Annotated in this window: 23 protein-coding genes; 10 read left to right on the top strand and 13 right to left on the bottom strand. The window is 69.4% G+C overall.

From position 1 onward, the window contains the following. Positions 1–89 precede the first annotated feature (89 nt). Together ACOKR1_RS10130 and ACOKR1_RS10125 are read right to left on the bottom strand one after the other, a co-directional pair. Positions 90–1313, bottom strand: a complete 1224-nt coding sequence (locus tag ACOKR1_RS10130) for a thiolase family protein (RefSeq protein ID WP_422936495.1) — start codon at positions 1311–1313, stop codon at positions 90–92. Continuing rightward, on the bottom strand, positions 1294–2694 hold the full coding sequence (locus ACOKR1_RS10125; protein WP_422936494.1) for a class I adenylate-forming enzyme family protein: 1401 nt from the start codon (positions 2692–2694) through the stop codon (positions 1294–1296). Before ACOKR1_RS10125 ends, ACOKR1_RS10130 begins: the two co-directional genes overlap by 20 nt. Positions 2695–2891: 197 nt before the next feature. Here ACOKR1_RS10125 and ACOKR1_RS10120 point away from each other — a divergent pair, with 197 nt between their 5' ends. After that, positions 2892–3266 (top strand): hypothetical protein, encoded by a 375-nt coding sequence (locus ACOKR1_RS10120; protein ID WP_422936493.1) that lies wholly within the window; start codon positions 2892–2894, stop codon positions 3264–3266. A gap of 133 nt (positions 3267–3399) precedes the next feature. Here ACOKR1_RS10120 and ACOKR1_RS10115 read toward each other — a convergent pair whose 3' ends face one another. The 5 genes from ACOKR1_RS10115 to ACOKR1_RS10095 form a co-directional block, all read right to left on the bottom strand. After that, on the bottom strand, positions 3400–3747 hold the full coding sequence (locus tag ACOKR1_RS10115; protein WP_136611560.1) for a metal-sulfur cluster assembly factor: 348 nt from the start codon (positions 3745–3747) through the stop codon (positions 3400–3402). A 16-nt stretch (positions 3748–3763) separates the two neighbouring features. Further along, complete coding sequence (sufC, locus tag ACOKR1_RS10110) at positions 3764–4537, bottom strand: Fe-S cluster assembly ATPase SufC (RefSeq protein WP_422936492.1); 774 nt, start codon at positions 4535–4537, stop codon at positions 3764–3766. Positions 4538–4613: 76 nt separating this feature from the next. Continuing rightward, the gene (gene sufD / locus ACOKR1_RS10105; RefSeq protein ID WP_422936491.1) at positions 4614–5894 is read right to left on the bottom strand and encodes a Fe-S cluster assembly protein SufD; all 1281 of its coding nucleotides are present in this window, start codon (positions 5892–5894) and stop codon (positions 4614–4616) included. Then, a complete protein-coding gene (gene sufB, locus ACOKR1_RS10100; protein WP_422936490.1) occupies positions 5894–7363 on the bottom strand; it encodes a Fe-S cluster assembly protein SufB in 1470 nt (489 codons plus the stop codon). Before sufB ends, sufD begins: the two co-directional genes overlap by 1 nt. Beyond that, complete coding sequence (locus ACOKR1_RS10095; RefSeq protein WP_422936489.1) at positions 7363–8088, bottom strand: helix-turn-helix transcriptional regulator; 726 nt, start codon at positions 8086–8088, stop codon at positions 7363–7365. The genes sufB and ACOKR1_RS10095 overlap by 1 nt, the downstream gene beginning before the upstream one ends. A 164-nt stretch (positions 8089–8252) precedes the next feature. Here ACOKR1_RS10095 and ACOKR1_RS10090 point away from each other — a divergent pair, with 164 nt between their 5' ends. Genes ACOKR1_RS10090 through ACOKR1_RS10080 form a run of 3 tightly spaced genes read left to right on the top strand, consistent with a single transcriptional unit; the run spans position 8253 to position 10947 of the window. Beyond that, entirely contained in the window at positions 8253–9245 is a 993-nt protein-coding gene (locus tag ACOKR1_RS10090; protein ID WP_422936488.1) for an ABC transporter ATP-binding protein, read from the top strand. Then, positions 9242–9982 (top strand): ABC transporter permease, encoded by a 741-nt coding sequence (locus tag ACOKR1_RS10085; RefSeq protein WP_422936487.1) that lies wholly within the window; start codon positions 9242–9244, stop codon positions 9980–9982. Before ACOKR1_RS10090 ends, ACOKR1_RS10085 begins: the two co-directional genes overlap by 4 nt. 35 nt (positions 9983–10017) lie before the next feature. Further along, positions 10018–10947, top strand: coding sequence for a COX15/CtaA family protein (locus tag ACOKR1_RS10080; protein ID WP_422936486.1), 930 nt, complete (start codon positions 10018–10020; stop codon positions 10945–10947). 141 nt (positions 10948–11088) lie between these two features. Here the strand turns inward: ACOKR1_RS10080 and ACOKR1_RS10075 are convergent, their stop codons facing one another. Then, complete coding sequence (locus ACOKR1_RS10075) at positions 11089–12027, bottom strand: heme o synthase (RefSeq protein WP_422936485.1); 939 nt, start codon at positions 12025–12027, stop codon at positions 11089–11091. 250 nt (positions 12028–12277) lie between these two features. Between ACOKR1_RS10075 and tkt the strand changes: the two genes are divergently transcribed. From tkt to pgl, 6 genes are all read left to right on the top strand, one after another. Continuing rightward, a complete protein-coding gene (tkt, locus tag ACOKR1_RS10070) occupies positions 12278–14443 on the top strand; it encodes a transketolase (protein WP_422936484.1) in 2166 nt (721 codons plus the stop codon). A gap of 62 nt (positions 14444–14505) precedes the next feature. After that, entirely contained in the window at positions 14506–15627 is a 1122-nt protein-coding gene (gene tal, locus ACOKR1_RS10065; protein ID WP_422936483.1) for a transaldolase, read from the top strand. Next, positions 15624–17234, top strand: coding sequence for a glucose-6-phosphate isomerase (locus tag ACOKR1_RS10060; protein ID WP_422936482.1), 1611 nt, complete (start codon positions 15624–15626; stop codon positions 17232–17234). Before tal ends, ACOKR1_RS10060 begins: the two co-directional genes overlap by 4 nt. A 112-nt stretch (positions 17235–17346) precedes the next feature. Further along, positions 17347–18903, top strand: coding sequence for a glucose-6-phosphate dehydrogenase (zwf, locus tag ACOKR1_RS10055; protein WP_422936481.1), 1557 nt, complete (start codon positions 17347–17349; stop codon positions 18901–18903). Then, positions 18900–19841, top strand: a complete 942-nt coding sequence (locus ACOKR1_RS10050; protein WP_415856320.1) for a glucose-6-phosphate dehydrogenase assembly protein OpcA — start codon at positions 18900–18902, stop codon at positions 19839–19841. Before zwf ends, ACOKR1_RS10050 begins: the two co-directional genes overlap by 4 nt. Then, positions 19831–20649, top strand: coding sequence for a 6-phosphogluconolactonase (pgl, locus tag ACOKR1_RS10045; protein WP_422936480.1), 819 nt, complete (start codon positions 19831–19833; stop codon positions 20647–20649). Before ACOKR1_RS10050 ends, pgl begins: the two co-directional genes overlap by 11 nt. Positions 20650–20785: 136 nt before the next feature. Here the strand turns inward: pgl and secG are convergent, their stop codons facing one another. From secG to ACOKR1_RS10020, 5 genes are all read right to left on the bottom strand, one after another. Then, entirely contained in the window at positions 20786–21043 is a 258-nt protein-coding gene (gene secG / locus ACOKR1_RS10040; RefSeq protein WP_415855069.1) for a preprotein translocase subunit SecG, read from the bottom strand. A 41-nt stretch (positions 21044–21084) separates the two neighbouring features. Continuing rightward, the gene (tpiA, locus tag ACOKR1_RS10035) at positions 21085–21897 is read right to left on the bottom strand and encodes a triose-phosphate isomerase (protein WP_422936479.1); all 813 of its coding nucleotides are present in this window, start codon (positions 21895–21897) and stop codon (positions 21085–21087) included. 93 nt (positions 21898–21990) lie between these two features. Continuing rightward, the gene (locus ACOKR1_RS10030) at positions 21991–23226 is read right to left on the bottom strand and encodes a phosphoglycerate kinase (protein WP_422936478.1); all 1236 of its coding nucleotides are present in this window, start codon (positions 23224–23226) and stop codon (positions 21991–21993) included. Between the two features lie 42 nt (positions 23227–23268). Further along, entirely contained in the window at positions 23269–24276 is a 1008-nt protein-coding gene (gene gap / locus ACOKR1_RS10025) for a type I glyceraldehyde-3-phosphate dehydrogenase (protein WP_415855072.1), read from the bottom strand. Between the two features lie 280 nt (positions 24277–24556). Beyond that, on the bottom strand, positions 24557–25180 hold the full coding sequence (locus tag ACOKR1_RS10020) for a superoxide dismutase (RefSeq protein ID WP_422936477.1): 624 nt from the start codon (positions 25178–25180) through the stop codon (positions 24557–24559). Positions 25181–25296: the final 116 nt, after the last annotated feature.

Raw genomic sequence — 25296 nt, 5'->3', positions numbered from 1 at the left:
GGAGTGGGCCTTAGACAAGCCACATCCCACTCGGAGGTTCTCCCTCGTTCAACCAGGCTCGCCGCTACCAACGTCCTGGCCGGGTACAACTAGCCCGATCTGGGCCAGAGGGGGAGGCGGCGGGTCTCGAAGAGGGCCGCCGTGCCGATCCCGCCGGCCGAGCTGATCATCGCGAGGCACGGCGCCCCGTCCGGGAGCGACTGCGCCCGCGCGAGCAACCGGACCACGGAGACGGCCCCCGAGGCCCCGTACGCGTGACCGAGCGCCAGCGCACCGCCCTCGGTGTTGAGCACGGCGTCAAGGGCGCCATCGTCGAGCCCCAGGCGATCCGTGCACGCGAGGACCTGGCCCGCGAACGCCTCGTTGAACTCGATCGCCGCGAGATCGCCCGCAGTGAGCCCGTGCTGGGCGAGCAGCCCCTCGGCCGCGACGGCCGCGCCGAGTCCGAGCCGCCGGGGGTCAACGCCCACGGTCGCGGCGCCGCGGAATTCGAGCGCGACGCGCCCCGCGAGAGCAGGGGGCTCCGCGTCCGGCGCGAGAACGAGGACGGCGGCCGCCCCGTCGGCGTCGAAGCACGAATTCCCCGCCGTGACGCTCCCCCCATCCACGAACGCCGCCGGGAAGCGGGCGAGCAGCTTCGCGTCAAGCCGCGGGCGCGGCCCGTTGTCGGCCCGGACCGTGCCGCCGGGCGCGCGCACGGGGACGATCTCGCCGTCGAACGCGCCCGCGGCGGACGCGGCGAGCGCACGCCGGTGACTCCGCAGCGCGAACCCGTCCTGGCGCTCGCGCGAAACGCCCGCCTCGCGCGCGACCGTGTCCGCGGCCCAGCCCATGTCGGGGTCGCCGCTCTCCGACTCGTCCAGGCGAGTGGGCGCGTGCTGGGCCCGCCGGTAGAACTCGATGCCGCCGTCGGCCGTCCTGCGCCCCCGCACCGGCGCCATGCTGATCGACTCGGCGCCCCCAGCAAGATAAGCCCCTCCCGCGCACGCCTGCGCGAGCCGGCACGCGAGGACGATCGCGTCGAGCCCGGAGCCGCACTGGCGGTCGACCGTGAGTCCGGGCACCGATTCGGGAAGCCCGGCCTCGAGGGCCGCGAGGCGAGCGAGGTTCCCTCCCCCACCCACAGCGTTGCCCACCACGACATCGGCCAGCGGCAGGTCCGGTGCCTCCGCTGCGAGCGCGCCGAGCACCGGGGCCAGCAGGAGATGCGCCGGCACGTCGGCCAGCACGGTCCCGGACCGGGCGAGCGGTGATCGCTTCCCGGCGACGACGAGGGGACCGCGGGCCCGCGGCTCACGCGAGGGCGCGCGCACGCGGATCCCCCTCGAGCACCCAGCGCTGGAACTCGGTGCGGCTCAGCTTGCCGCGCTCGGTGACCGGCAGCTCGTCCAGCTCGACGTATTGGAGTGGCCGCTTCGCCGGCGCGAGGCGCCCCTCGAGGCCTGCGCGGAGTTGGAGCTGGCACAGCCCCGCGTGCGAGGGCACCACGCCGGCGACGACCCGCTGGCCCCGGATGTCGTCGGGAACGCCGGCGACGACGACCTCGGCGACCCCGGGAAGCATCGCGAGCGCCGCCTCGACCTCGTGGGGGTACACGTTATGCCCGCCGGTATTGATCATGTCCTGCGTGCGTCCGAGCACGTGGAGCTGCCCGTCCTCGACGAAGCCCTGATCCCGCACTGTGCACCAGTCGCCGAGCCGGGTGAAAGCCTGGCCGTCGTCGCCCCACACGTAGCCCTCGCTGACCAAGGCGCTGCGCACGCTGATGTTGCCCGTCTGGCCGTCGGGGATGGGCGAGCCGCCGTCGCCCAGGATCGCGACGTCCACGCCGGGGAACGGGCGCCCGACGGCGGTCCCCACCGCAGCGGATTCCTCGCCGGGGCGGTGGGCGGTCGCGGCGACGAAGCTGAGTTCCGAGGCGCCGTAGTACTCCCAAACCACCGCATGGGGCGCCCAGCGACGCGCGGCCTCGAGCGTGCGCCGGTCGAGCTTCTGCCCCGAACACACGATCGCGGTGATCCCGCTCGCGTCGACGTCCCCCGCGAGCCCGCGCTCCGCGAGCAGGCGGAGCATGGTCGGCACGAGCACGAGGCGCGTGATGCCCCGCTGGCGGATCTCGGCGTGAGCGTCCGCGACGTCGAAATGCGCGAGAGTGTGGAACGAGGCACCCGCGTACAGGCACTCCGAGAGCGTGTAGAGGTTGAGGCTCGCCGAGAGCGGTCCCGGGGCAAGGACGCGATCCGTACTCGAGAGGCCGAAGAGCGCGACAGACGCCTCGAACGAGCGCTGCCACGAGGCGCGCGTTCGGGAGAAGGCCTTCGGCATCGACGTCGTGCCCGAGGTGAGGCCCACGAGGAAGCTTGAGGCCGGATCGCCGTCCGTCAGCCCGACCGGCCCGGCCGCCGCGCCTGCCCAGCGGAGCCCGAGGAGCCCCCGGACCTCCGACGACAGCTCGGCCGGCCACAGCGGGTCGAGCACGGCACATTCCCGCTCCCCCGCGACCCCGGCCGCCCAGCGGACCGCGAAGTCCACGCCGTTTGGCTCCTGCAGTACGCGAACGTCCGCACCGGAGGCCACGAGGCGTCCGGCCTCGGCGGCCAGCTCGGCCCACGAGGCGTGCGCCGTCCCGCAGACGACGGCGGGCTCGTGGGGCTTCTCCGTGGCCCACGCCGAGAGCCGGTTCAGGAAGGGCATCTTCCGAGTTTATGCGGCGGACCCGCCCCGACGGCCGCGTGGGGACCACGATGACGGTACTTGTCGCTGTCGGTGTACTCGGGTGCCCCGGTTGCCCACTGACGCCGATGAAAGTCGAGTACAGCTAGGTGTGGCGGGACCTGAACCGCCACAGGCAAGCTGGAATCTCGGGGACACTCGACGTTCGGGGAGGAACGATGGGCAGCAGCGCCGCTGGATCACCACTTGACGGCTTCCCGGGAGCCCTTGTCTTCTTGGGTGGGCTCGTGCTCTGGTGGGCGGTGATCGCCGTCGCCGTCACCGGCGTCGCGCTCACCCTCGGCTGCATCTGGTCCTACCGACGCTTGAAAAAGCGGCTCACACCCGACCATCCAGGGGCGGACGGCCTTGACGGACTCGTCGCCGACCAGGCTCTGGGAATCCTCGTGGAAGCGTTGAACGGCCCGTGGCTCTGCAAGGCGACCAAGAAGAATCTCCTTCACCTCATGCTCAGGCACCGGGGCCACCCGGAACGGGCGCTCCTGGAACACCTCCAACAGATCCGGGCGGGGGCTACGGAACGCGCGCGGTGACCTTCTCGGCGGGGCACTTTCCCCTCCGTCCGGCCCCGCACAGGCAAACGACGGCGGCGGGTGACCGTCCGCGGGGAAGGTCACCGGCCGCCGTCGTTCCGTGGGCGCCCAGCGCTCGGCGAGAGGCCGATCCTCAGATGTTGAAGCCGAGGGCGCGCATCTGGTCGCGGCCGTCCTCGGTGATCCGCTCGGGACCCCACGGCGGCATCCACACCCAGTTGAGGCGCCACTCGTCCACGACGCCGTCGAGGGCCGTGCCGACCTGTTCCTCGAGGATGTCCGTGAGCGGGCACGCGGCGGTGGTGAGCGTCATGCTGATGAGCAGCGTGCCGTCCTCGCCGTACTCGAGCCCGTAGACCAGTCCCAGGTCAACGACGTTCACGCCGAGCTCCGGGTCGATCACGTCCTTGAGCCGCTCCTCGACGTCCTCGATCGCGGTCGGGGCCGGCTCGAGCCCGGCCGCAGGCTGGGAATCAGTCACAGTCTCTCCTTGGGGTTCAGGCCTGCACCGCGGAGCCGGCGGCGGCGAGGAAGCGGTCGTAGCCCTCTTCCTCGAGGCGGTCGGCGAGCTCCGGGCCGCCCTGCTCGGCGATCTTGCCGTCCACGAAGACGTGGACGAACTCCGGCTTGATGTAGCGCAGGATCCGCGTGTAGTGGGTGATGAGCAGCGTGCCCATGTTGCCTGCCGCGTGGGCGCGGTTGACGCCCTCGGAGACGACCTTCAGGGCGTCGACATCGAGACCCGAATCGGTCTCGTCGAGCACGGCGAACTTGGGCTTGAAGAGCTCGAGCTGGAGGATCTCGACGCGCTTCTTCTCGCCCCCGGAGAAGCCCTCGTTGACGTTGCGCTGGGCGAAGTCGGCGTCGATGCGCAGCTGGGCCATCGCCTCCTTGACGTCCTTGGTCCACGTTCGGATCGCGGGCGCCTTGCCGTCGATCGCGGTCTTCGCGGTGCGCAGGAAGTTGGTCATGGTCACGCCCGGGACCTCGACGGGGTACTGCATCGCGAGGAAGAGGCCCGCCCGCGCACGCTCGTCCACGCTCATCGCGAGGACGTCCTCGCCGTCGAGCGTGATGGAGCCCGAGGTGACGGTGTAGCGCGGGTGGCCCGCGATCGTCGAGGCGAGCGTGGACTTGCCAGAGCCGTTCGGGCCCATGATCGCGTGCGTCTCGCCCGTCTTCACGGTGAGCGTCACGCCTTTCAGGATCTCCTTGACGCCCTGCTCGGTCTCGATCGAGACGTGCAGGTCCTTGATCTCCAGAGTCGACATGTGTGTTCTCCTTGTGCCCGGCGCCGCCGGGCTCAGTGCTGAGGGTTCCGGCGCCGCCGGGACCAATCCTTGGGGGTCAGTTTTCTCCGGCTTCGAGCTCGCGCTCGACCGCCTCGACGAGGTGATCTTCGATCGAGGGAACGCCGATCTTCTGGATGATCTCGTTCAGGAAGCCGCGCACCACGAGGCGGCGGGCCACGTCCTCAGGAATGCCGCGGGCCATGAGGTAGAACAGGTGCTCGTCGTCGAAGCGGCCGGTCGCACTCGCGTGGCCGGCGCCCGCGATGAGGCCCGTCTCGATCTCGAGGTTCGGCACGGAGTCCGCGCGGCATCCATCCGTGAGGACCAGGTTCTGGTTCTTCTCGTAGCTGTCAGTGCCCTCGGCCTGCTTCTGGATGAGCACGTCACCGACCCAGACCGTGTGGGCGTCCTTCCCCTGCAGCGCGCCCTTGTAGAGGACGTTGGAGATGCAGTTGGGCTGGGCGTGGTCCACGAACGTGCGGTGCTCGAGGTGCTGCCCCGCGTCCGCGAAGTACAGGCCGAACACCTGCGCCTCGCCGCCGGGCTGGGCGAAGCGGACCGTCGGGGTGAGGCGCACGAGCGAGCCGCCGAGGCTCACGGCGACGTGCTTGATCTTCGCCTCGCGGCCCACCTTGACCTGCTGCGAAGAGACGTGGATCGAATCGTCGCTCCACTCCTGGAGCGTCACGATCGTCAGGTCGGCGCGGTCACCGACCACGATCTCGACGTTCTCCGACACGACCGCCTGGCCCTCGTGGTTGAGGACGACGACGGCGCGCGCGTTTTCCTCGGCCACGATCACCACATGCTGGGCGGACGCTGCGAGGCCCGCGCCGGTGAGGGTCACGAGGACGCGATCCTCGAGCTCGGCCCCTGCCGGGATGGTCACGACGGTCGCGTCGGCGAAATGCGCCCAGGCGTTCGCGGAGACACGGTCCTCGGGGATGCCCGCGGACCCGACGCGGGAGTCGTCGCGGCCAACCGTCTCAACGCGGACCGACGCGGGCGCCTCGACCGCAACCGCGGGGGCGGCGCCGTCGAGCGCGTCCTTGTGAAGCCCGCCGAGGCGACGCAGCGGCGTGAAGCGCCACTCCTCCTCGGTGCCCTTGAGCTCCGGGAAGTCGGCGAGCTGGTACGACGTCAGGCGGCCGGCACGCGAGCTGTCCGGGATCCCGTAGCCTCCGCCATGCGAGTGGCTCTTGGCCGCGGCCCCGCCGAGCGGGCCCGTGACGACCGGTGTCGGCGAAAGGCTCTCGCCCTCCTCGGTGAACCCGGCGATCGACGGCGCGCCGATGCGGGCTGTCTCCTTCGTAGCCTCTTCAGTTGTTCCAGTCATCAACCGACGGACCCTTCCATCTGCAGTTCAATGAGGCGGTTCAGCTCGAGGGCGTACTCCATGGGCAGCTCGCGCGCGATCGGCTCGATGAAGCCGCGCACGATCATGGCCATGGCCTCGTCCTCGGGGAGCCCGCGGGACATGAGGTAGAAGAGCTGCTCCTCGCTCACGCGCGAGACGGTGGCCTCGTGGCCAAGCACCACATCGTCCTCACGGATGTCGATGTAGGGGTAGGTGTCCGAACGCGACATCGTGTCGACGAGCAGCGCGTCGCAGCGGACCGTGTTCGCGGAGTGCTTGGCACCCTCGCGGACCTGGACGAGTCCGCGGTAGGCTGCGCGGCCGCCGCCGCGGGCCACGGACTTGGACACGATCGAGGACTTCGTGTTCGGCGCGATGTGCACCATCTTCGAGCCCGTGTCCTGGTGCTGGCCCTCGCCCGCGAACGCGATCGAGAGCGTCTCGCCCTTCGCGTGCTCGCCCACGAGGTACACCGCCGGGTACTTCATGGTGACCTTGGAGCCGATGTTGCCGTCGATCCACTCCATCGTGGCGCCCTCGTGGCAGATGGCGCGCTTCGTGACGAGGTTGTAGACGTTGGTCGACCAGTTCTGGATCGTCGTGTAGCGGACGCGGGCGCCCTTCTTGACGATGATCTCGACGACGGCCGAGTGCAGCGAGTCCGACGTGTAGATCGGGGCCGTGCAGCCCTCGATGTAGTGCACGTAGGAATCCTCGTCGGCGATGATGAGCGTCCGCTCGAACTGGCCCATGTTCTCCGTGTTGATGCGGAAATAGGCCTGGAGCGGGATCTCGACGTGCACACCCTTCGGGACGTAGACGAACGAGCCGCCAGACCACACGGCCGTGTTGAGCGACGCGAACTTGTTGTCGCCCACCGGGATCACGGTGCCGAAGTACTCCTGGAAGAACTCCGGGTGCTCCTTGAGCGCCGTGTCGGTGTCGAGGAAGATCACACCCTGCTTTTCGAGATCCTCGCGGATCTGGTGGTACACGACCTCAGACTCGTACTGGGCCGCGACGCCCGCCACGAGGCGGCTGCGCTCGGCCTCCGGGATGCCCAGCTTCTCGTACGTGTTGCGGATGTCATCGGGGAGGTCCTCCCACGACGCCGCCTGCTTCTCCGTGGAGCGCACGAAGTACTTGATGTTGTCGAAGTCGATGCCGGAGAGGTCGGCGCCCCAGAGCGGCATGGGCTTGCGGTCGAAGTACTTGAGGCCCTTGAGGCGCAGGTCGAGCATCCACTCGGGCTCGGCCTTCTTCTGGGAAATGTCGCGGACCACGTCCTCGTTGAGCCCACGGCGAGCGTTGGCGCCGGCGGTGTCCGAGTCGGCCCAGCCGTACTCGTACGTGCCGATTCCGTGGAGCTCGGGGTTCTTCTCCAGAATCTCCGAGATGACCGTGGGCTCGACGTCCACGGCATGCTTCTCGGCCAATTGATCCGTCATCACGGCCTCTCTTGGTGGTGGGTTGCGGTCTCCGGCGCGGCGGTCCGGTGGACGCCGCGGCCGGTGGGAATGTGAGTGGTGCACACGTGGCCGCCGCTTGCCAGAGTCGACAGGCGGCGCACATCGACGCCGAGGAGGCGCGAGAAGACCGCCGTCTCGGTGTCGCAGAATACGGGGAACTCGGCGGCGAGCTGCTGGACGGGGCAATGTCCCTGGCACAGCTGGACGCTCGCGAGGTGGGCCGGGAGCGGGACCCGGCTCGTGACGCTGGCTGATGAGGCGACGAAGCCGTCGTTGGTGAGCGCCTCGGCCAACGCGCGCGAGCGAGCCGCGACGTCGTCGCCCGCCGCGTCGACGATGGGCTGGTAGCGATGCTCCATGGCGGCGAAGCGCTCCTCGGCGAAGTCCTCGACGGCGCCGGGACCTGCCACCTCGGCGAGGCGGTGCAGGGCCGTGCGGGCGATATCGAGGTAGTCGTCGCCGATGGTGGACTGGCCGCGGGAGGTCAGGACGTAGCGGCGGGCCGGGCGGCCGGCCCCTGTGCCCGACGTCGCGATGCGCTTGACCTCGACGACGCCGCTTCGTGTGAGGGCGTCGAGGTGGCGGCGCACGGCGGCCGGCGTGACGCTCAGCATTTCGCCGAGCTCTGCCGCGCTCACCGGGCCATGCTCGAGGACGGCGCTGAGGACGCGATCACGCGTGCGATCCTCGGCGTCGACAGGCACGGCACGCCCGCGAGACTGTTGGTTGGCCACGGAATACACAAAACAATCATTGCCTAATATGCCCGGCACCTCCAGTAAGGCGGGGCTTAGTTGGCTGACTGATGCGTCACACACGTCGCGACGGGAAGCGACGAGCGCACTACTACCTTGCGTAGAATGTATAGGTGCTCAGAACCGGTACCCCCTGCCTAGAGATCGAGGGGTTGATCCACGACGTCGGGCCGATCGCCGCGGAGGGGGGCCGGATGAAGCGGGTGCTCGCCGGCGTCGACCTTTCTGCCCACGCCGGTCAGGTGACGGTCCTCCTCGGCGTCAACGGCGCCGGCAAGACGACGACCCTCGAGTGCGCGCAGGGCCTGCGCCGGCGCACGGGCGGGACCATCCGCCTCCTCGGCGAGGATCCGCAGAACGCGAGCGCGGAGCTCCGGGCCCGGGTCGGCGTCATGCTTCAGGATGGTGGGCTCCCGCCGTCGTCCCGGCCGCTCCCGCTGCTCCGGCACGTCGCGAGCATGTACCGCAATCCCCTGCCGGTCGGCGAACTCGCCGAGCGGCTGGGCCTCCACGAGTTCTCGGGAACCACAATCCGCCGGCTCTCCGGCGGTCAGAAGCAGCGCGTGGCGCTCGCCGCCGCGCTCGTGGGGCGGCCGGACGTCGTCTTCCTCGATGAGCCGAGCGCGGGCCTCGACCCGCAGTCCCGGCAGGTCGTGTTCGACCTCATCACCGAGCTCCGCGGCCAAGGCCTCGGCATCATCCTCACGACGCATCTCCTGGACGACGCCGAGCGACTCGCCGACTGGGTCGCGATCCTCGACCGGGGCCGCATCGTCGCGGAGGGTACTGTGGCCGAGCTCCTCGGCACCGCGACGCAGGCCGCGCGGCGGCTCACGCTCCGGGCCCCCGCAGGCCTCGACGTCGGCGCCGCCTTCGCGGCAGCGCCGGGCACACCGCGCGTCGCCGAGGCGCCTGCCGGCCATTACACGATCGACGGCGAGCTCACCACGGCGCACCTCGCCGCCCTCGCCCAGTGGCTCGACGAGCGCGGCATCATGCCCACCTCGCTCGAGCTCGGCAGCCGAAGCCTCGAGGACGTCTTCCTCGGCATCGCCGAGGCCTCCGCGCAGGAGGCCATGTCCGGCACGGGGAAGGAGACCGCGTGAACGCCGCAACGCTGGGCCGCCGGGTCTGGCAGCAGGGCCGATACGAGACGATCGCCATGCTGCGCAACGGCGAGCAGCTCGTCCTCATGCTCGTCCTGCCGCTCATCGCGCTCATTGGACTCACGGTCACGCCGTTCCTCGACGGTCTCGGTGCGAGCCGGATCGACGTCGCGGCCCCGGGCGTGCTCGCGCTCTGCACGATGTCCGTCGGCTTCACCGGCCAGGGCATCGCGACGGGCTTCGACCGCCGCTACGGCGTCCTGCGCTTCCTCTCGACCACACCGCTGGGCCGCGGGGGGCTTATCGCGGGCAAGGTCATCGCGGTGCTCGTGGTGTTCGCGGTGCAGGTCGTGGTCATCGGCGGGGTCGCCCTGCTGCTCGGCTGGCGGCCGCCGCTGGGCGGCGCCCTCCTCGGGCTCATCCTCCTCGCGGTCGGCGCCGCAGTCTTCACGTCCCTCGGGCTGCTCATCGCCGGCACAGCCCGCCCGGAGGCGACCCTCGCCGTCACGAACCTCGTGTGGATCCTGTTCGGCGTGTTCGGCGGAATCGCCATGCCGAGCAGCAGGCTTCCCGCACAGATCGCCGGGATCGTGGGCTTCCTGCCCTCGGGCGCCCTCGGCGACGCCGCGCGGGCAGCCTTCCTCCACGGAGCGCTCGACCTCCCGGCCACGATCGCGCTCCTCGTCTGGGGCGCCGCCGCCGGCGTGGCCGCCGTCCGCTGGTTCAAGTGGAACTGACCGCACCGACCCCTGACTCTGGAGAAGAACTGACCATGTCACAGACCGCCGTCCGCCGCTTCGTGGGCTGGCTGCCCACTCAGGTCGACGCGCGCGTGCGCGTTCTCGCGGCCGCGTCCCTCATCGGGCAGATCGTCCTGATCGTGACGGGCGGCGCCGTGCGGCTCACCTCCTCCGGTCTGGGCTGCCCCACATGGCCGCGGTGTACCGCGAGTTCACTCGCGACCACCCCGGAAATGGGCTATCACGGCGTCATCGAGTTCGGGAACCGCCTCCTGACGTTCGTACTCGCCGCCGTCGCGTTCGCAATGGTCGTGGCGCTCTGGAAGCTCCGGAAGGAGCGGCGCGACCTGTTCTGGCTCGCGATCGCGCTGCTTGCGAGCATCCCGGCGCAGGCCGTCATCGGGGGCGTCTCGGTGCTCACCAACCTCAATCCGTGGGTTGTCGCGCTCCACTTCCTCGTCTCGATGGCGCTCGTCGTCTTCGCGATGCTGCTCGTCAACAGGGCGTACGGCCGGACTGGGCGGCACATCGCGAACGCGCTGCCTGCGCTGCCCAGCTCGATGCGACCGGTCACGATCGCGACCGCCGCGGCCGTTGCGCTGTCGGTGGTCCTCGGGGTCGTCGTCACGGGCGCAGGCCCGCATGCGGGCGATGCGAACGCGCCCCGCAACGGGCTCGACTGGGACCTCGTCTCGCACATCCACGCCGTGCCCGCCTACCTCGTAACACTCGGGGCACTGTTCGCGCTTGTCGTCGTGTTCTCGCGTCGCATCCATGGGCCGTTCAGGTTTGCGGTCATCTGGCTCCTCGTCCTCACGATCCTGCAGGCCGCGGTCGGCATCACCCAGTACTACACGGGCATCCCCGCGCCACTGGTTGGCCTTCACATGTTCGTCGCCGCGCTGCTCATGGCGGCGGCCGTCAATGCCGCCGACCTCGCCCGCTCGAGCCCGAAGGCCTAAACGCCAGTCCTCCCAGCGTCTCGGGTACAGATGCCAACGACGACGGCCGGTGCCTTTCACACGGAAAGGCGCCGGCCGTCGTCGTACGCGGTGAGGATTCCCGCACCCGGGCGTTCTGTACCCGAGACGAAAAGAGCGGGGTCAGCCGACCAACGGGCTGCCCACGAAGGGGTCGACGGCGAGGGCGAGGAACAGGATCGTGAGGTAGCTGATCGAGCCGTGGAAGACCTTCATGGCCTTCTTGTCCTCGACATCCTCGCGCTGGGCCCGGCCGTAGAGCGCGTGCGACTCCCACAGGAACCAGGCGCCGCTCGCCACCGCAGCAATCGTGTAGACCCAGCCCGCGCGGCCCAGCGGCACGAGGAGGAGCGAGCAGATCACCATGGCCCACGCGTACAGGACCACCTGCACCGAGACGATCTTGGCCCCCGCCACCGCGCCGAGCATCGGCACGTGGGCGTTGCGGTAGTCCTCGCCGTAGCGCATCGAAAGCGGCCAGTAGTGCGGCGGCGTCCAGAGGAAGATCACCATAAACAGGACGACGGCGGGCCACGCCACGGTGCCCGTCACGGCCGCCCACGCGATGAGCACCGGGAAGCAGCCCGCCGCACCGCCCCACACGATGTTCTGCGCCGTGCGGCGCTTGAGGACGAGCGTGTAGACGACCACGTAGAAGAAGATCGCTGCGGCACCGAGAACCGACGAGAGCGGGTTCGCGCCGAACCAGAGAATGGCGAGCGACGCGATGCCCAAGATCCACGCGAACGCAAGCGCCTCGCGCGGCGTCACCTCGCCAGTCACCAGCGGGCGGTTCACCGTTCGGCGCATGAGCCGGTCGATGTCCCGATCGATGTAGCAGTTGAACGCGCCGGCGCTTCCGGCCGCGAACGCGCCGCCGATGAGCGTCGCGGCGATGAGCCCGAGGGACGGGAATCCGCGCTGCGCGTAGATCATGGTCGGGAGGGTGCTCACGAGGAGCAGTTCGATGACGCGGGGCTTCGTGAGGGCCACATACGCTTTGACCTTGCGGGCGACCTTCGAGCCGGTCGGGCGGGACGGGGCGTGGGCGTCTGTACTCACGGGTGCGCGACTCTTTTCTTCTTCCTGGTGAGCCTCCATCATACCCGCGAGCGTGTCGCCCACGTTTCGATGCCTTCACTTCGGCGCGGATGTCCCGTGATTCACATTCAGCCCAATTTCTGGCAAACCGCTGACCCCTGTGGAGCCGCGTGCGTAGTATGTGAGCTGGTTGTCCCGATACCGCAACGCGTGGGATACACAAAGAAGACGTTTCAATGGTGAACGGCCGGCTGGCATCCGTGGGCCCACCATGACGGGCTCCCGACGCCGTGCCGCCGTCAGCGATGGAGAGGGGCTCGTTTACGTGCCTGCTGTTGATCTTGAAGAACTGACGTGGACCGATGTTGACCGCAAGGCGGTGGACACGATCCGCGTCCTGGCCGCCGACGCGGTGCAGAAGGTGGGCAACGGGCACCCGGGCACGGCAATGAGCCTGGCGCCGGCCGCATACCTGCTCTTCCAGAAGCTCATGCGGCACGATCCGGCGGACCCGCAGTGGATCGGTCGCGACCGGTTCGTCCTCTCCCCCGGGCACTCCTCGCTCACGCTGTACATCCAGCTGTTCCTCGCCGGGTACGGCCTCGAGCTGGCCGACCTCGAGTCGCTGCGCACGTGGGGCTCGCTGACCCCGGGCCACCCCGAGTACGGCCACACGAAGGGCGTCGAGATCACCACCGGCCCGCTGGGTCAGGGCCTCGCGTCCTCGGTTGGCTTCGCGTACTCCCAGCGCCGGGAGCGGGGCCTGTACGATCCCGCAGCCGCCGAGGGCACGTCCCCGTTCGACCACACCGTGTGGGTCATCGCGTCCGACGGCGACCTCCAGGAAGGCGTGACCTCCGAGGCATCCTCGCTCGCGGGCCACCAGGAGCTGGGCAACCTCGTGGTGATCTACGACGAGAACCACATCTCGATCGAGGACGACACCGACGTCGCCTTCACCGAGGACGTCCTGGCCCGCTACGCGGCGTACGGCTGGCACACCCAGCGCGTGGACTGGACCAGGACCGGCGAGTACGTCGAGGACGTCCAGGAGCTCTACCAGGCGCTCGTCGCCGCGAAGGCCGAGACCGGGCGCCCCTCGATCATCTCGCTGCGCACCGTGATCGGCTGGCCGTCCCCGACCAAGCAGAACACGGGCAAGATCCACGGCTCGGCGCTCGGCGCCGACGAGGTCGCGGCCCTCAAGCAGGTCCTGGGCTTCGATCCGGAGAAGTCCTTCGACGTCGACCCCGAGGTGCTCGCCTACACCCGCGGCGCGATCGAGCGCGGCGCGAAGGCCCGCGCGGCCTGGCAGGAGGACTTCGACGCGTGGGCGTCGGCGAACCCTGAGGCCGCGGCCCTCCAGGCGCGCATCGAGGCCCGTCGGCTCCCCGAGGACTGGGATGCTTCCCTCCCCGAGTTCCCCGCGGGCAAGGACGTCTCGACCCGCGCCGCGTCGGGCAAGGTCCTCAACGCGATCGGACCGGTCCTGCCCGAGCTGTGGGGCGGCTCGGCCGACCTGGCCGAGTCGAACAACACCACCATCGAGGGCTCGCCCTCGTTCATCCCGGCGTCCCGCTCGACGGCCGCGTGGAAGGGCAACCCCTACGGGCGCGTGCTGCACTTCGGCATCCGCGAGCACGCGGCGGCCTCGATCGTCAACGGCATCACCCTCGGCGGGAAGACCCGGGCGTTCTCGGGCACATTCCTCATCTTCTCCGACTACCAGCGCCCCGCGATCCGCCTCTCGGCGCTCATGGGCATCCCGTCCACGTACGTGTGGACGCACGACTCGATCGGCCTCGGCGAGGACGGCCCGACCCACCAGCCGGTCGAGCAGCTGGCCTCGCTGCGCGCGATCGTTGGCCTCGACGTGGTCCGTCCCGCCGACGCGAACGAGGTCGCGTGGGCGTGGAAGACCATCCTCGAGAACACCTCGAACCCGGCCGGCATCGTCCTGACTCGCCAGAACCTTCCGACCTGGGACCGCGGTGAAGGCGGCTTCGGCGACGTCTCCGGCGTCGCGAAGGGCGGCTACGTCCTGGCCGAGGCCCAGCGCGATGGCGCCGACGTGACCCCGGACGTGATCCTCATCGGCACCGGCTCCGAGGTCCAACTCGCCGTCGCCGCCCGCGAGGCCCTCGCGGCCGAAGGCATCGCGGCCCGCGTGGTCTCGATGCCCTGCGTCGAGTGGTTCAAGGCCCAGGATTCCGCCTACCGCGAGTCCGTGCTCCCCGCAGCCGTCAAGGCCCGCGTCTCCGTCGAGGCCGGCCTGGCCCTCGGCTGGCGCGAGTTCGTCGGCGATGCCGGCCGCACGGTCAGCCTCGAGCACTACGGCGCATCCGCCGACTACAAGACCCTGTTCCGTGAGTTCGGCATCACCGCGGAGGCCGTCACCCAGGCCGCCAAGGACTCGATCGCCGACGCCACGCGTTAACACCAGAGAGCGCGTCTACCCGCCACCTTCGGGTAACGACCACCTCACAAGGAGGAACTGACATGACTACCCCTACCAAGGCCCTCTCCGACGCCGGCGTCTCGATCTGGCTCGATGACCTCTCCCGTCAGCGCCTGACGGATGGATCGCTCAAGGCCCTCACCGAGGAGAAGAACGTCGTGGGCGTGACCACGAACCCGACGATCTTCCAGGCCGCGATCACCAAGGGCCACGGCTATGACGCCCAGCTGCGCGAGCTCGTCGCGGACGGCGCCGATGTCGAGCGCACCGTCTTCGAGCTCACCACGCGCGACGTCGCGAACGCGTGCGACCTCTTCGCCCCCATCGCCGAAGCGACCAAGGGCGTCGACGGCCGCGTCTCGATCGAGGTCGACCCGCGCCTCGCGTGGGACACCGCCGGCACGATCGCCGAGGCCAAGCGCCTCCACGCCAAGGTCGCCCGATCGAATGTGTACATCAAGATCCCTGCCACCCTCGAGGGCCTCGAGGCGATCGCCGAGACGCTCGGCGCCGGAATCAGCGTCAACGTCACGCTGATCTTCTCGCTCGAGCGCTACCGCGCGGTGATCAACGCGTTCATGACCGGGCTCGAGAAGGCCAAGGCCAACGGCCACGACCTCGCGACCATCCACTCGGTCGCCTCGTTCTTCGTCTCCCGCGTGGACTCCGAGGTCGACAAGCGCCTCGAGGCCATCGGCACCGACGAGGCCAAGGCCCTCAAGGGCCAGGCCGGCCTCGCCAACGCCCGCCTGGCCTACCAGGTCTTCGAGGAGGAGTTCACCTCCGAGCGCTTCAAGCTCCTCGCCGACGCCGGCGCGCTCCCCCAGCGCCCGCTGTGGGCCTCCACCGGCGTCAAGGACCCCTCCCTCCCCGACACCCTCTACGTCACGGGCCTCGTGGCCCCGGGCGTGGTGAACACCATGCCGGAGAAGACCCTCGACGCGACCTTCGACCACGCCGAGGTCACCGGCGACACCGTGCGCGGCACGTACGCGGCGTCCAACGCCCACCTCGACGCACTCGAGAAGATCGGCGTCTCCTACAACGACGTCGTCGCCGTCCTCGAGACCGAGGGCCTCGACAAGTTCGTCGCCTCCTGGAACGACCTCCTCGCCGACGTCGAGCGCACCCTCTCCGAGACCGCGCAGGGAGCGCGCGCATGAGCGCGCTGACCTTCGACGCGACGGGGGCGGCCCGCGAGGCTGTCGAAGCGCACGTTGCGCAGCTTGCGGCCGACGGCGTGGCGAGCCGGATCTTCGCGAAGGACCACACGCTGTGGGGCAAGGACGCGGAAGACGAGTCGTCGAAGCGCCTCGGGTGGGTCGACGCGGCGAGCGTTTCGCAGCCGCTCGTCGCGGACATCGTCGCCCTGCGCGACGCCTTCCGGGCCGAGGGCGTCGACCGGATCGTCCTCTGCGGCATGGGCGGCTCGTCGCTCGCGCCCGAGGTCATCACGGCGACGGCCGGCGTCCCGCTCGTTGTGCTCGATTCGACCGATCCGGAGCAGGTCGCCTCGGCGCTCTCCGAGCGCATCGAGGCCACCGCCGTCGTCGTGTCCTCGAAGTCCGGCTCGACGGTCGAGACCGACTCGCAGCGCCGTGCCTTCGAAGCAGCCTTCGCGGCCGCCGGCATCGACCCCAAGCAGCGCGTCGTCGTCATCACCGACCCCGGTTCGCCGCTCGATACGGCGAGCCGCGAGGCCGGCTACCGGGCCGTGTTCAACGCGGACCCGACGGTTGGTGGCCGGTACTCGGCCCTCACGGCGTTCGGGCTCGTGCCCTCGGGCCTCGCGGGCGTCGACATCCAGGCTCTGCTCGACGAGGCCGAGGAGGCTGCGGAACTTCTCCGCGAGGACTCGGCGGACAACATCGGCCTGCAGCTCGGTGCCGCCCTCGGTGGCACGAGGCCGCTGCGGGACAAGGCCGTCATCGTCGAGGCGGGCTCCGGCATCGCGGGCTTCGCGGACTGGGCCGAACAGCTCATCGCGGAGTCGACCGGCAAGATCGGCCGGGGCGTTCTGCCCGTCGTCGCCTCGGTGGACTCCCCCGAGGTGTCGGAGGGCGCCGCAGACGTCCTGGTGGTCCGACTCGTTTCCGCGGACGGCGCGCCCACTCTCGGCGAGAACGAGGCCGCCGTGGGCGGCACGCTCGCGTCCCAGATGCTCGTGTGGGAGTTCGCGACCGCGGTCGCCGGGCGTCTCCTGGGCATCAACCCGTTCGACCAGCCAGACGTCGAGGCCGCGAAGGTGGCCGCGCGCGGCCTTCTCGACGCTCGCCCGGAGCCGACCCCCGCGAACTTCGTGGAGGGCTCGATCGAGGTCCGTGGCGGCGAGTGGCTCGGCGGCGCCGCGACGGTCGAGGAGGCCGTCAAGGCGCTCCTTTCCCAGCTCGGCCCGACCGGCTACCTCAGCGTGCAGGCCTACCTCGACCGGCTCGCGTACCCGCAGCTCGAAGGGGTCCGCGACGTGTTCGCCAAGGCCACCGGCCGGCCGACCACTTTCGGCTGGGGCCCGCGATTCCTGCACTCGACCGGTCAGTACCACAAGGGTGGCCCCGCCGTGGGCGTCTTCCTTCAGGTGACGGCCACAGCGTCGAACGACGTGGAGATCCCCGAGCGCCCGTTCACGTTCGCGCAGCTCATCGAGGCCCAGGCCGCCGGCGACGCCCAAGTGCTCGCCGAGCACGGGCGGCCGGTGCTCCGCCTGCACCTCGCCGACCGCGCAGCGGGGGTCCAGCAGCTGACCGAGCTCGTGTCTGCTCTGGGCCGCTGAGGCTCCAAGCCGCCGGCTCGGCCCACGCGGCCGGGCCGGCGGCTTTTGCACTGCGATGTGCTTAGTGGTTGTGCGCTTTCGCAGTCCGCACCACATGGAATAGAAAGGCATCATGCCAGAGAACGACAACGGCGCGCACGGGACGCGGCGGCGCAATCCGCTTCGCGACCCGCGGGATCGGCGCCTCAACCGTATCGCGGGCCCGTCCGCGCTCGTGCTCTTCGGGGTGACCGGCGACCTCGCCCGCAAGAAGCTCATGCCCGCCGTCTACGACCTCGCCAACCGCGGCCTGCTCCCGCCGAGCTTCGCGCTGGTCGGCTTCGCGCGCCGCGAATGGGAGCACGAGGATTTTGCCGAGGAGGTCAAGGCCTCGGTCAAGAAGTACGCGCGAACGCCGTTCGACGAGACCGTGTGGGCCCAGCTCAACGAGGGCGTGCGCTTCGTTCAGGGCGCATTCGACGACGGCGAAGCATTCGAGCGTCTCAAGACCACTCTCGAAGAACTCGACGAGAAGCGCGGTACGCGCGGCAACCACGCGTTCTACCTCTCGATCCCGCCCAAGGCGTTCGAACAAGTGTGCCGCCAGCTCTCCGACCACGGACTCGCGCAGGCCCAAGAGGGCAAGTGGCGCCGCGTGGTCATCGAGAAGCCGTTCGGCCACAACCTCGAGTCGGCGCGCCAGCTCAACGACATTGTCGAGTCGGTCTTCCCGCCGGACGCCGTCTTCCGGATCGACCATTACCTCGGCAAGGAGACGGTCCAGAACATCCTCGCGCTGCGCTTCGCGAACCAGCTGTTCGAGCCGCTCTGGAACGCGAACTATGTGGACCACGTCCAGATCACCATGGCCGAGGATATCGGCACGGGTGGCCGAGCCGGCTACTACGACGGGGTCGGCGCTGCGCGCGACGTCATCCAGAACCACCTCCTGCAGCTCCTTGCGCTCACGGCCATGGAGGAGCCCATCTCCTTCGAGGCCGAGGACCTCCGGGCCGAGAAGGAGAAGGTTCTCGCCGCGGTGCGGCTTCCCGAGGACCTCTCGCTCCACTCGGCGCGCGGACAGTTCGCGGGCGGCTGGCAGGGCGGTGAGCTCGTTCAGGGCTACCTCGAGGAGGAGGGCATTCCCGCCGACTCTACGACAGAGACCTACGCCGCGATTCGCGTGGACATCCACACCCGCAGGTGGGCGGGCGTCCCGTTCTATCTCCGGGCCGGAAAGCGCCTTGGTCGGCGCGTCACCGAGATCGCGGTCGTCTTCAAGAAGGCGCCCAACCTGCTCTTCCGCGACCAGGGCAGCGCCGAATTCGGTCAGAACGCCGTGGTGATTCGCGTGCAGCCGGATGAGGGCGCCACCATCCGCTTCGGTTCGAAGGTCCCGGGCACCCAGATGGAGGTGCGCGACGTGAGCATGGACTTCAGCTACGGCCATGCGTTCACCGAGTCCTCCCCCGAGGCGTACGAGCGCCTTATCCTCGACGTTCTGCTCGGCGAGCCGCCGCTCTTCCCCCGTCACGAGGAGGTCGAGCTCTCATGGAAGATCCTCGACCCGTTCGAGGACTACTGGGAGGCCACGGGAGACAAGCCCGAACCCTACGCACCTGGCAGCTGGGGCCCCGCGTCCTCTGACGCGCTCATGGCCCGCGACGGACGCTCTTGGAGGCGGCCTTGATCATCGACCTTCCCCACACGACGACTTCGAAGATCTCGAAGGAGCTCATGAACGTCCGCCATCAAGGCGGCGTCGTGGCGCTCAGCCGGGTCCTCACGCTCGTCGTCATCACGAAGCACGGCTACGAGGAAGAGGCCATCGAGGCGGCCAACCAGGCCAGCCGCGAGCATCCCTGCCGCATCATCGTGCTCGTCGACTCGGGCCGCGACTCGGCCGATAGGATCGACGGCCAGATCCGCGTGGGCGGCGACGCCGGCGCGTCCGAGGTCGTCGTGCTGCGCGGCTACGGCCGGCTCGCCGAAGAGAGCGAATCGCTCGTCGCGGCGCTCCTCCTGCCCGACGCTCCGATCGTCGCGTGGTGGCCGCACGGCGCCCCGAAGAACGCGAGCGCGACGTCGGTGGGCTGCATCGCGCACCGACGGATCACCGACTCCGGCAACGAGCCCGACCCCACTGAGGCGCTGTATCAGATGCGCGAGACGTATCGCGCAGGCGACACCGACCTCGCGTGGACGCGCCTCACGAACTGGCGCATCCAGCTCGCGGCTGCGCTCGATCAGGCCGACGATTCGCCCGTGACTGCCGTGACCGTCGAGGGGGCTTCCGACTCGCCGAGCACGGTCCTGCTCGCCTCGTGGCTCACGCTCGAGCTCGATGTGCCCGTGACAATCGTGTCCGACCCCGCGGGTACCGGGATCCGACGCGTCAAGCTCAACCGCCCGTCGGGCGACATCCAGCTCTACCGCCCGGGCCTCACCGTGGCCGAGCTGACCCAGCCGGGGCAGCCCTCCCAGCGCATCGCCCTCCCCCGGCGGACGCTTCAGGACTGCCTCACTGAAGAGCTGCGTCGGCTCGATCCTGACGAGGTGTTCGGCGAGGTCCTTGCCGAGGGCCTTCCGCGCACCAACCTGAGGAGTGTGACACCGAGTGAGCGCTGATCCCCGTGTGAGCATCCATCCCGATTCGTCCGTGCTTCTGGCGGCCATCGCCGCGCGCCTCATCACGAAGCTCGTGGACACGCAGGACCGCTACGGCGACGCGACGATCGTCCTGACGGGCGGCACCATGGGCATCGGGACCCTGCGTGCCGTCGCGGATTCGCCGGCGTGCGCCGCCGTCGACTGGTCCAAGGTCAACATCTGGTGGGGTGACGAGCGCTTCGTCGAGGCGACCTCCGCAGAGCGAAATGCGGTCCAGGCTCAGAAGGCCCTCCTGGGTCAGCTTCCGCTCGACCCTGCGCGCGTCCACGTTCCGGGGGCCGCGGGGGAGTTCGCGACGCCCGACGACGCGGCCGCGGACTACGCGGAACGGCTCGCCGAGGCGGCGCAGCGCGAGCACGAGGCCGACTACTCGGATGATCGCGCCGACGAGCCCGGCCGTGTGCCGCGCTTCGACGTTCTGCTTCTCGGCGTGGGCCCCGACGCACACGTCGCGTCGCTGTTCCCCGAGATGGCGGGCATTCGCGAGAACGACCTCACGGTGGTCGGGGTGACGAACTCCCCGAAGCCGCCGCCCGAGCGCATCTCCCTCACGCTGCCCGTGATCAAGTCCGCAGGCGAGGTGTGGATGCTCGTGGCCGGCGAGGACAAGGCGGGCGCGGTCGGCCTCGCCCTCGCCGGCGCCGGGACAGTCCAGGTGCCCGCGGCGGGCGCGCGTGGCCGCAACCGCACGCTGTGGCTCATCGACGCTGCGGCCGCCGCGAAGGTCCCGGAGAACCTCCTGCGCAAGGAGCCGGCCTCGGCTTAGAGCGGCCCATGAGGTTGCGCCGTCACGTTTGCCGGGTGTGCACCCTGCGAACGTGACGGCGCAACCTCGGGGCACGAAAAGAGGGGGCGGGAACAGCAGTGCTGTTCCCGCCCCCTCTTGTGTGCCGTCAGCGCGGTCAGGACTCCGCGACGTTCGAGAACCGCAGGATGAGGCCCAGCGCGATGATCACGATGCCCCACGTCAGGCCAAGGACGATCGTGAACCTATTGAGGTTCCGCTCCGCCACACCCGAGGAGGAGAGCCCCGAGGACATCCCGCCGCCGAACATGTCCGACAAACCGCCGCCGCGGCCCTTGTGCATGAGGATGAGCAGGGTCAGCAGCAGGCTCGTGATGCCGAGCAGGATCTGCAAGATGATCTGAAGTACTTGCAACGTATTGCCTCGTGGTCTTCCTCGAGTGGTTTGCGGTCGCGCTACGCTCCCGCGTGGCTCTCGAACCTGACAATGCTAGCAAATTCGGCTGGATCGAGGCTGGCACCGCCCACGAGCACGCCGTCGACGTCGGTCTGGGCGAGAATCGCCGCCGCGTTCGCGGCCTTGACCGAACCCCCGTAGAGGAGACGAGTGGCCGCCGCGGCCTCGGCGCCGAAGATCGAGGCGAGCTCGGCGCGGATCGCGGCGCACATCTCCTGGGCGTCGTCCGGCCCCGCGACCTCGCCCGTGCCGATGGCCCAGACGGGCTCGTAGGCGACAACGAGGGTCGCGGCCTGCTCGGCCGTCAGCCCCTCGACGTCGGCGCGCAGCTGGGCGAGCGTGTGCTCGACATGCCGACCCGCCTGGCGCACCTCGAGGCCCTCACCGACGCACAGGACGGGCACGAGTCCGTGGCGGTACGCGGCCTTCGTCTTGGCGTTGAGCAGTTCGTCCGACTCGCCGTGGATCGTGCGGCGTTCACTGTGCCCCACGAGCGCATAGGTGCTGCCGAGCTTCGCAAGGAAGGCCCCGCTGATATCGCCCGTGTAGGCCCCCGAGTCGAACGGCGAGAGGTCCTGCCCGCCGTAGACGACCTTGAGGTCGTCGCCCTGCACGAGAGTCTGCACGCCGCGGAGGTCGGTGAAGGGAGGGAAGATGGCCACCTCGACGCGGCCGAAATCGTGGCGGGCATCCTGAAGGGTCCAGGCGAGCTTCTGGAGGAGCGTGATGGCCTGGACGTGGTCCATGTTCATCTTCCAGTTGCCGGCGATGAGCGGGGTGCGGTCGAACGTGCCGTTCGAGGAGGTGGTCACGGTATCTCCTGGTGATCCTGCTTGTCCTGGGATTGAGGCACGCAGGGGCGCCGCCCGCACGGAGGTGCAGACGGCGCCCCGACGCGAAAGGGGTCAGGCTCCGAGGGCCGTGAGGCCCGGGAGCTCCTTGCCCTCGAGGTATTCGAGGCTCGCGCCGCCGCCCGTCGAGATGTGGCCGAACTGGCCGTCCTCGAAGCCGAGCGTGCGAACCGCCGCCGCGGAGTCGCCGCCGCCCACGACCGTGAGCGCGCCCGCTGACGTCGCGTCGGCAAGGGCCTGAGCGACGGCCTTCGTGCCCGCCGCGAAGGCCGGGAACTCGAACACGCCCATCGGACCGTTCCAGAACACCGTCCTCGCCGTGGCGATCTCCTTCGCGAACGCTGCCGCGGTCTCGGGGCCGATGTCGAGACCGATTCCGGTCTCGCCGGAGGCCGTGCCCTCGATCGCGTCCGCCGAAGCGACCTCGTGCTCGGCGTCCGCCGCGAACTTCGAGGCAACCACAACGTCGGTGGGCAGCACGAACTCCGTGCCCGCCACGGCGGCGCGCTCAAGGTAGGACTGGACCGTGCCGATCTGATCTCGCTCGAGGAGGCTCGAGCCGACCTTGTGGCCCTGCGCCGCGAGGAACGTGAACAGCATGCCGCCGCCCACGAGCAGGCGGTCCGCTTTGCCGATGAGGTTGTCGATCACCGCGAGCTTGTCGGAGACCTTCGAGCCGCCGAGCACCACAACGTAGGGTCGCTCGGCACCCTCGGTGAGGCGCTTGAGCACCTCGACCTCCGTGCGCACGAGCTCGCCGAGATACGCGGGGAGGATCGATGCGATGTCGTAGACGCTCGCGTGCTTGCGGTGCGCGGCGCCGAACGCGTCGTCGACGTACGCTCCGCCGTCGCCCGTCAGCTCGGCGAGCTCGCGAGCGAAAGCCGCCCGCTCGGCGTCGTCCTTGCTCGTCTCGCGCGCATCGAAGCGCACGTTCTCGAGCACGAGCGCCTCGCCGTCCGCGAGGCTCGCGGCAAGCTCCTTCGCGCTCGGCCCCACGACGTCCGCCGCGAGGCGCACGGGGAACGCGGCGAGCTCAGCGAGTCGTTCGACGGCGGGACGAAGTGAATACTTCTCGTCCGGGGTCCCCTTGGGCCGGCCGAGGTGGGCCATCACGATGACCCTCGCGCCGGCCTCGGCCAGCTTGGCGATCACGGGCAGCGACGCGCGGACGCGCCCATCGTCAGTCACGGTGGAACCGTCGAGCGGCACGTTCAGGTCCGAACGGACCAGAACGTGCCGCCCACGGACACCTTCGGCGAGCAGCTCGTCGAGAGTGTGTGCAGTCATGGACTCAGGCTATCCGAGTTCCCGGAACGTTACGGCCGGGTCTCAGAGCTTGGACGCGACCAGCTCGGTGAGGTCCACGAGGCGGTTGGAGTAGCCCCACTCGTTGTCGTACCAGGAGACGACCTTCACCTGGTTGCCGATGACCTTCGTGAGGCCCGCGTCGAAGATCGACGATGCCGGGTCGGACACGATGTCCGAGGACACGATGGGGTCCTCGGTGTACGTGAGGTAGCCGGCGAGCGGGCCGGTCTCGGACGCGGCCTTGACGGCGGCGTTGACCTCGTCACGCGTGACCTCGCGGGACAGCGTGACCGTCAGGTCGGTCGCGGAGCCCGTCGGGACGGGGACGCGGATCGCGAAGCCGTCGAGCTTGCCCTTGAGCTCCGGAAGCACGAGGCCGATCGCCTTCGCGGCGCCGGTAGAGGTCGGGACCATGTTGATCGCGGCGGCGCGGGCACGGCGGAGATCGCGGTGCGGGCCGTCCTGAAGGTTCTGGTCGGCCGTGTAGGCGTGAACTGTGGTCATGAGACCGCGCTCGATGCCGAACGCGTCGTTGATCGCCTTGGCGAGCGGGCCGAGGCAGTTCGTGGTGCACGAGGCGTTCGAGATGATGTTGTGGTTCTCGGCGTCGTAGAGGCCGTCGTTGACGCCCATGACGATCGTGACATCCTCGTCCGTGGCCGGAGCGGAGATGATGACCTTCTTGGCACCCGCGGCGAGGTGCTTCTTCGCGTCGGCCGCCTTCGTGAAGAAGCCGGTGGACTCGATCACGATGTCGACGCCCAGCTGGCCCCACGGGAGGTTCGCGGGGTCGCGGTCCGCGAGGACCTTGATCTCCTTGCCGCCGACGACGATGTTGCCGTCGCGGGCCTCGACCTTCTCGTCAAGGCGACCGGACACCGAGTCGTACTTGAGCAGGTGGGCCAGAGTCTCGGGGCTCGTGAGGTCATTGACGGCCACGATCTCGAGATCGGCGCCCTGGGCGAGTGCTGCGCGGAAGAAGTTGCGGCCGATCCGGCCGAAGCCGTTGATGCCAATGCGGGTAGTCACTCTGGTAGCTCTCCTTGATGCTCAGCCGAGCATCCACCACCTAGGGCGACTGCTCGGACTGTCTGAACGGTCTCGCACACCATTGGGCTGAGATTTGCACAAGGAAAGGCCTACAGCCCGAGTCTCCATTGTCCATGGCTGAAAGGCTGCTGGGCCTTTCCGCACCCCATCCTACGGAAAAAGGGCCCGTCCGTGAACAGACGAACCCTTTTTCGGGAGGCGGTGGGTGAAATCACCGCAATGTGACAGAAATCTCAGCCCTGACAGAAACTCACAAGGCTCACGCGGGAAGGACGAGACCCTGCGCGCCGGCGCGTGCGGCCTCGAGGCGCTTCGCGACGTCCGCCCAGTTCACGATGTTCCAGAACGCCTTGACGTAGTCAGCCTTGACGTTGACGTAGTCGAGGTAGAAGGCGTGCTCCCACATGTCGAGCATGAGCAGCGGGATGGTCCCGACCGGGACGTTGCCCTGCTGGTCGTAGAGCTGCTCGATCACGACGTTGCCGCCGAGGGGCTCGAAGGCGAGGATCGCCCAGCCGGAGCCCTGGAGGCTCGTCGCCGCCGCGCTGAAGTGCGCCACGAACTTGTCGAACGAGCCGAACGCGTCGTCGATCGCAGCCGCGAGCTCGCCCTCGGGCTTGTCGCCGCCCTCGGGGGAAAGGTTGTTCCAGAAGATCGAGTGGTTCGTGTGGCCGCCCAGGTGGAACGCCAGGTCCTTGCTGAGGCGCGTCACGTCGGCGAAGTTGCCCGACTCGCGGGCCGCGGCCAGCTTCTCGAGCGCCGTATTGGCGCCGGTCACGTAGGCGGCGTGGTGCTTGCTGTGGTGGAGTTCCATGATCCGCGCCGAGATGTGCGGCTCGAGGGCCGCGTAGTCGTACGGAAGCTCAGGCAGTACGTAGGTCACAACAATCCTCCATCGGTCGATTTCCCGCCACGCGGTACTTCACACGGCGGGCTGGTGACGGCTCCATCCTATGCAGATCGCCGGGTCACCACCGAAGCGCCCGTTCACGAAGCGTA

This window comes from Sinomonas sp. P47F7, assembly GCF_049332655.1.
GTDB lineage: Bacteria > Actinomycetota > Actinomycetes > Actinomycetales > Micrococcaceae > Sinomonas.
This window is presented reverse-complemented; position numbering and strand designations above follow the sequence as displayed.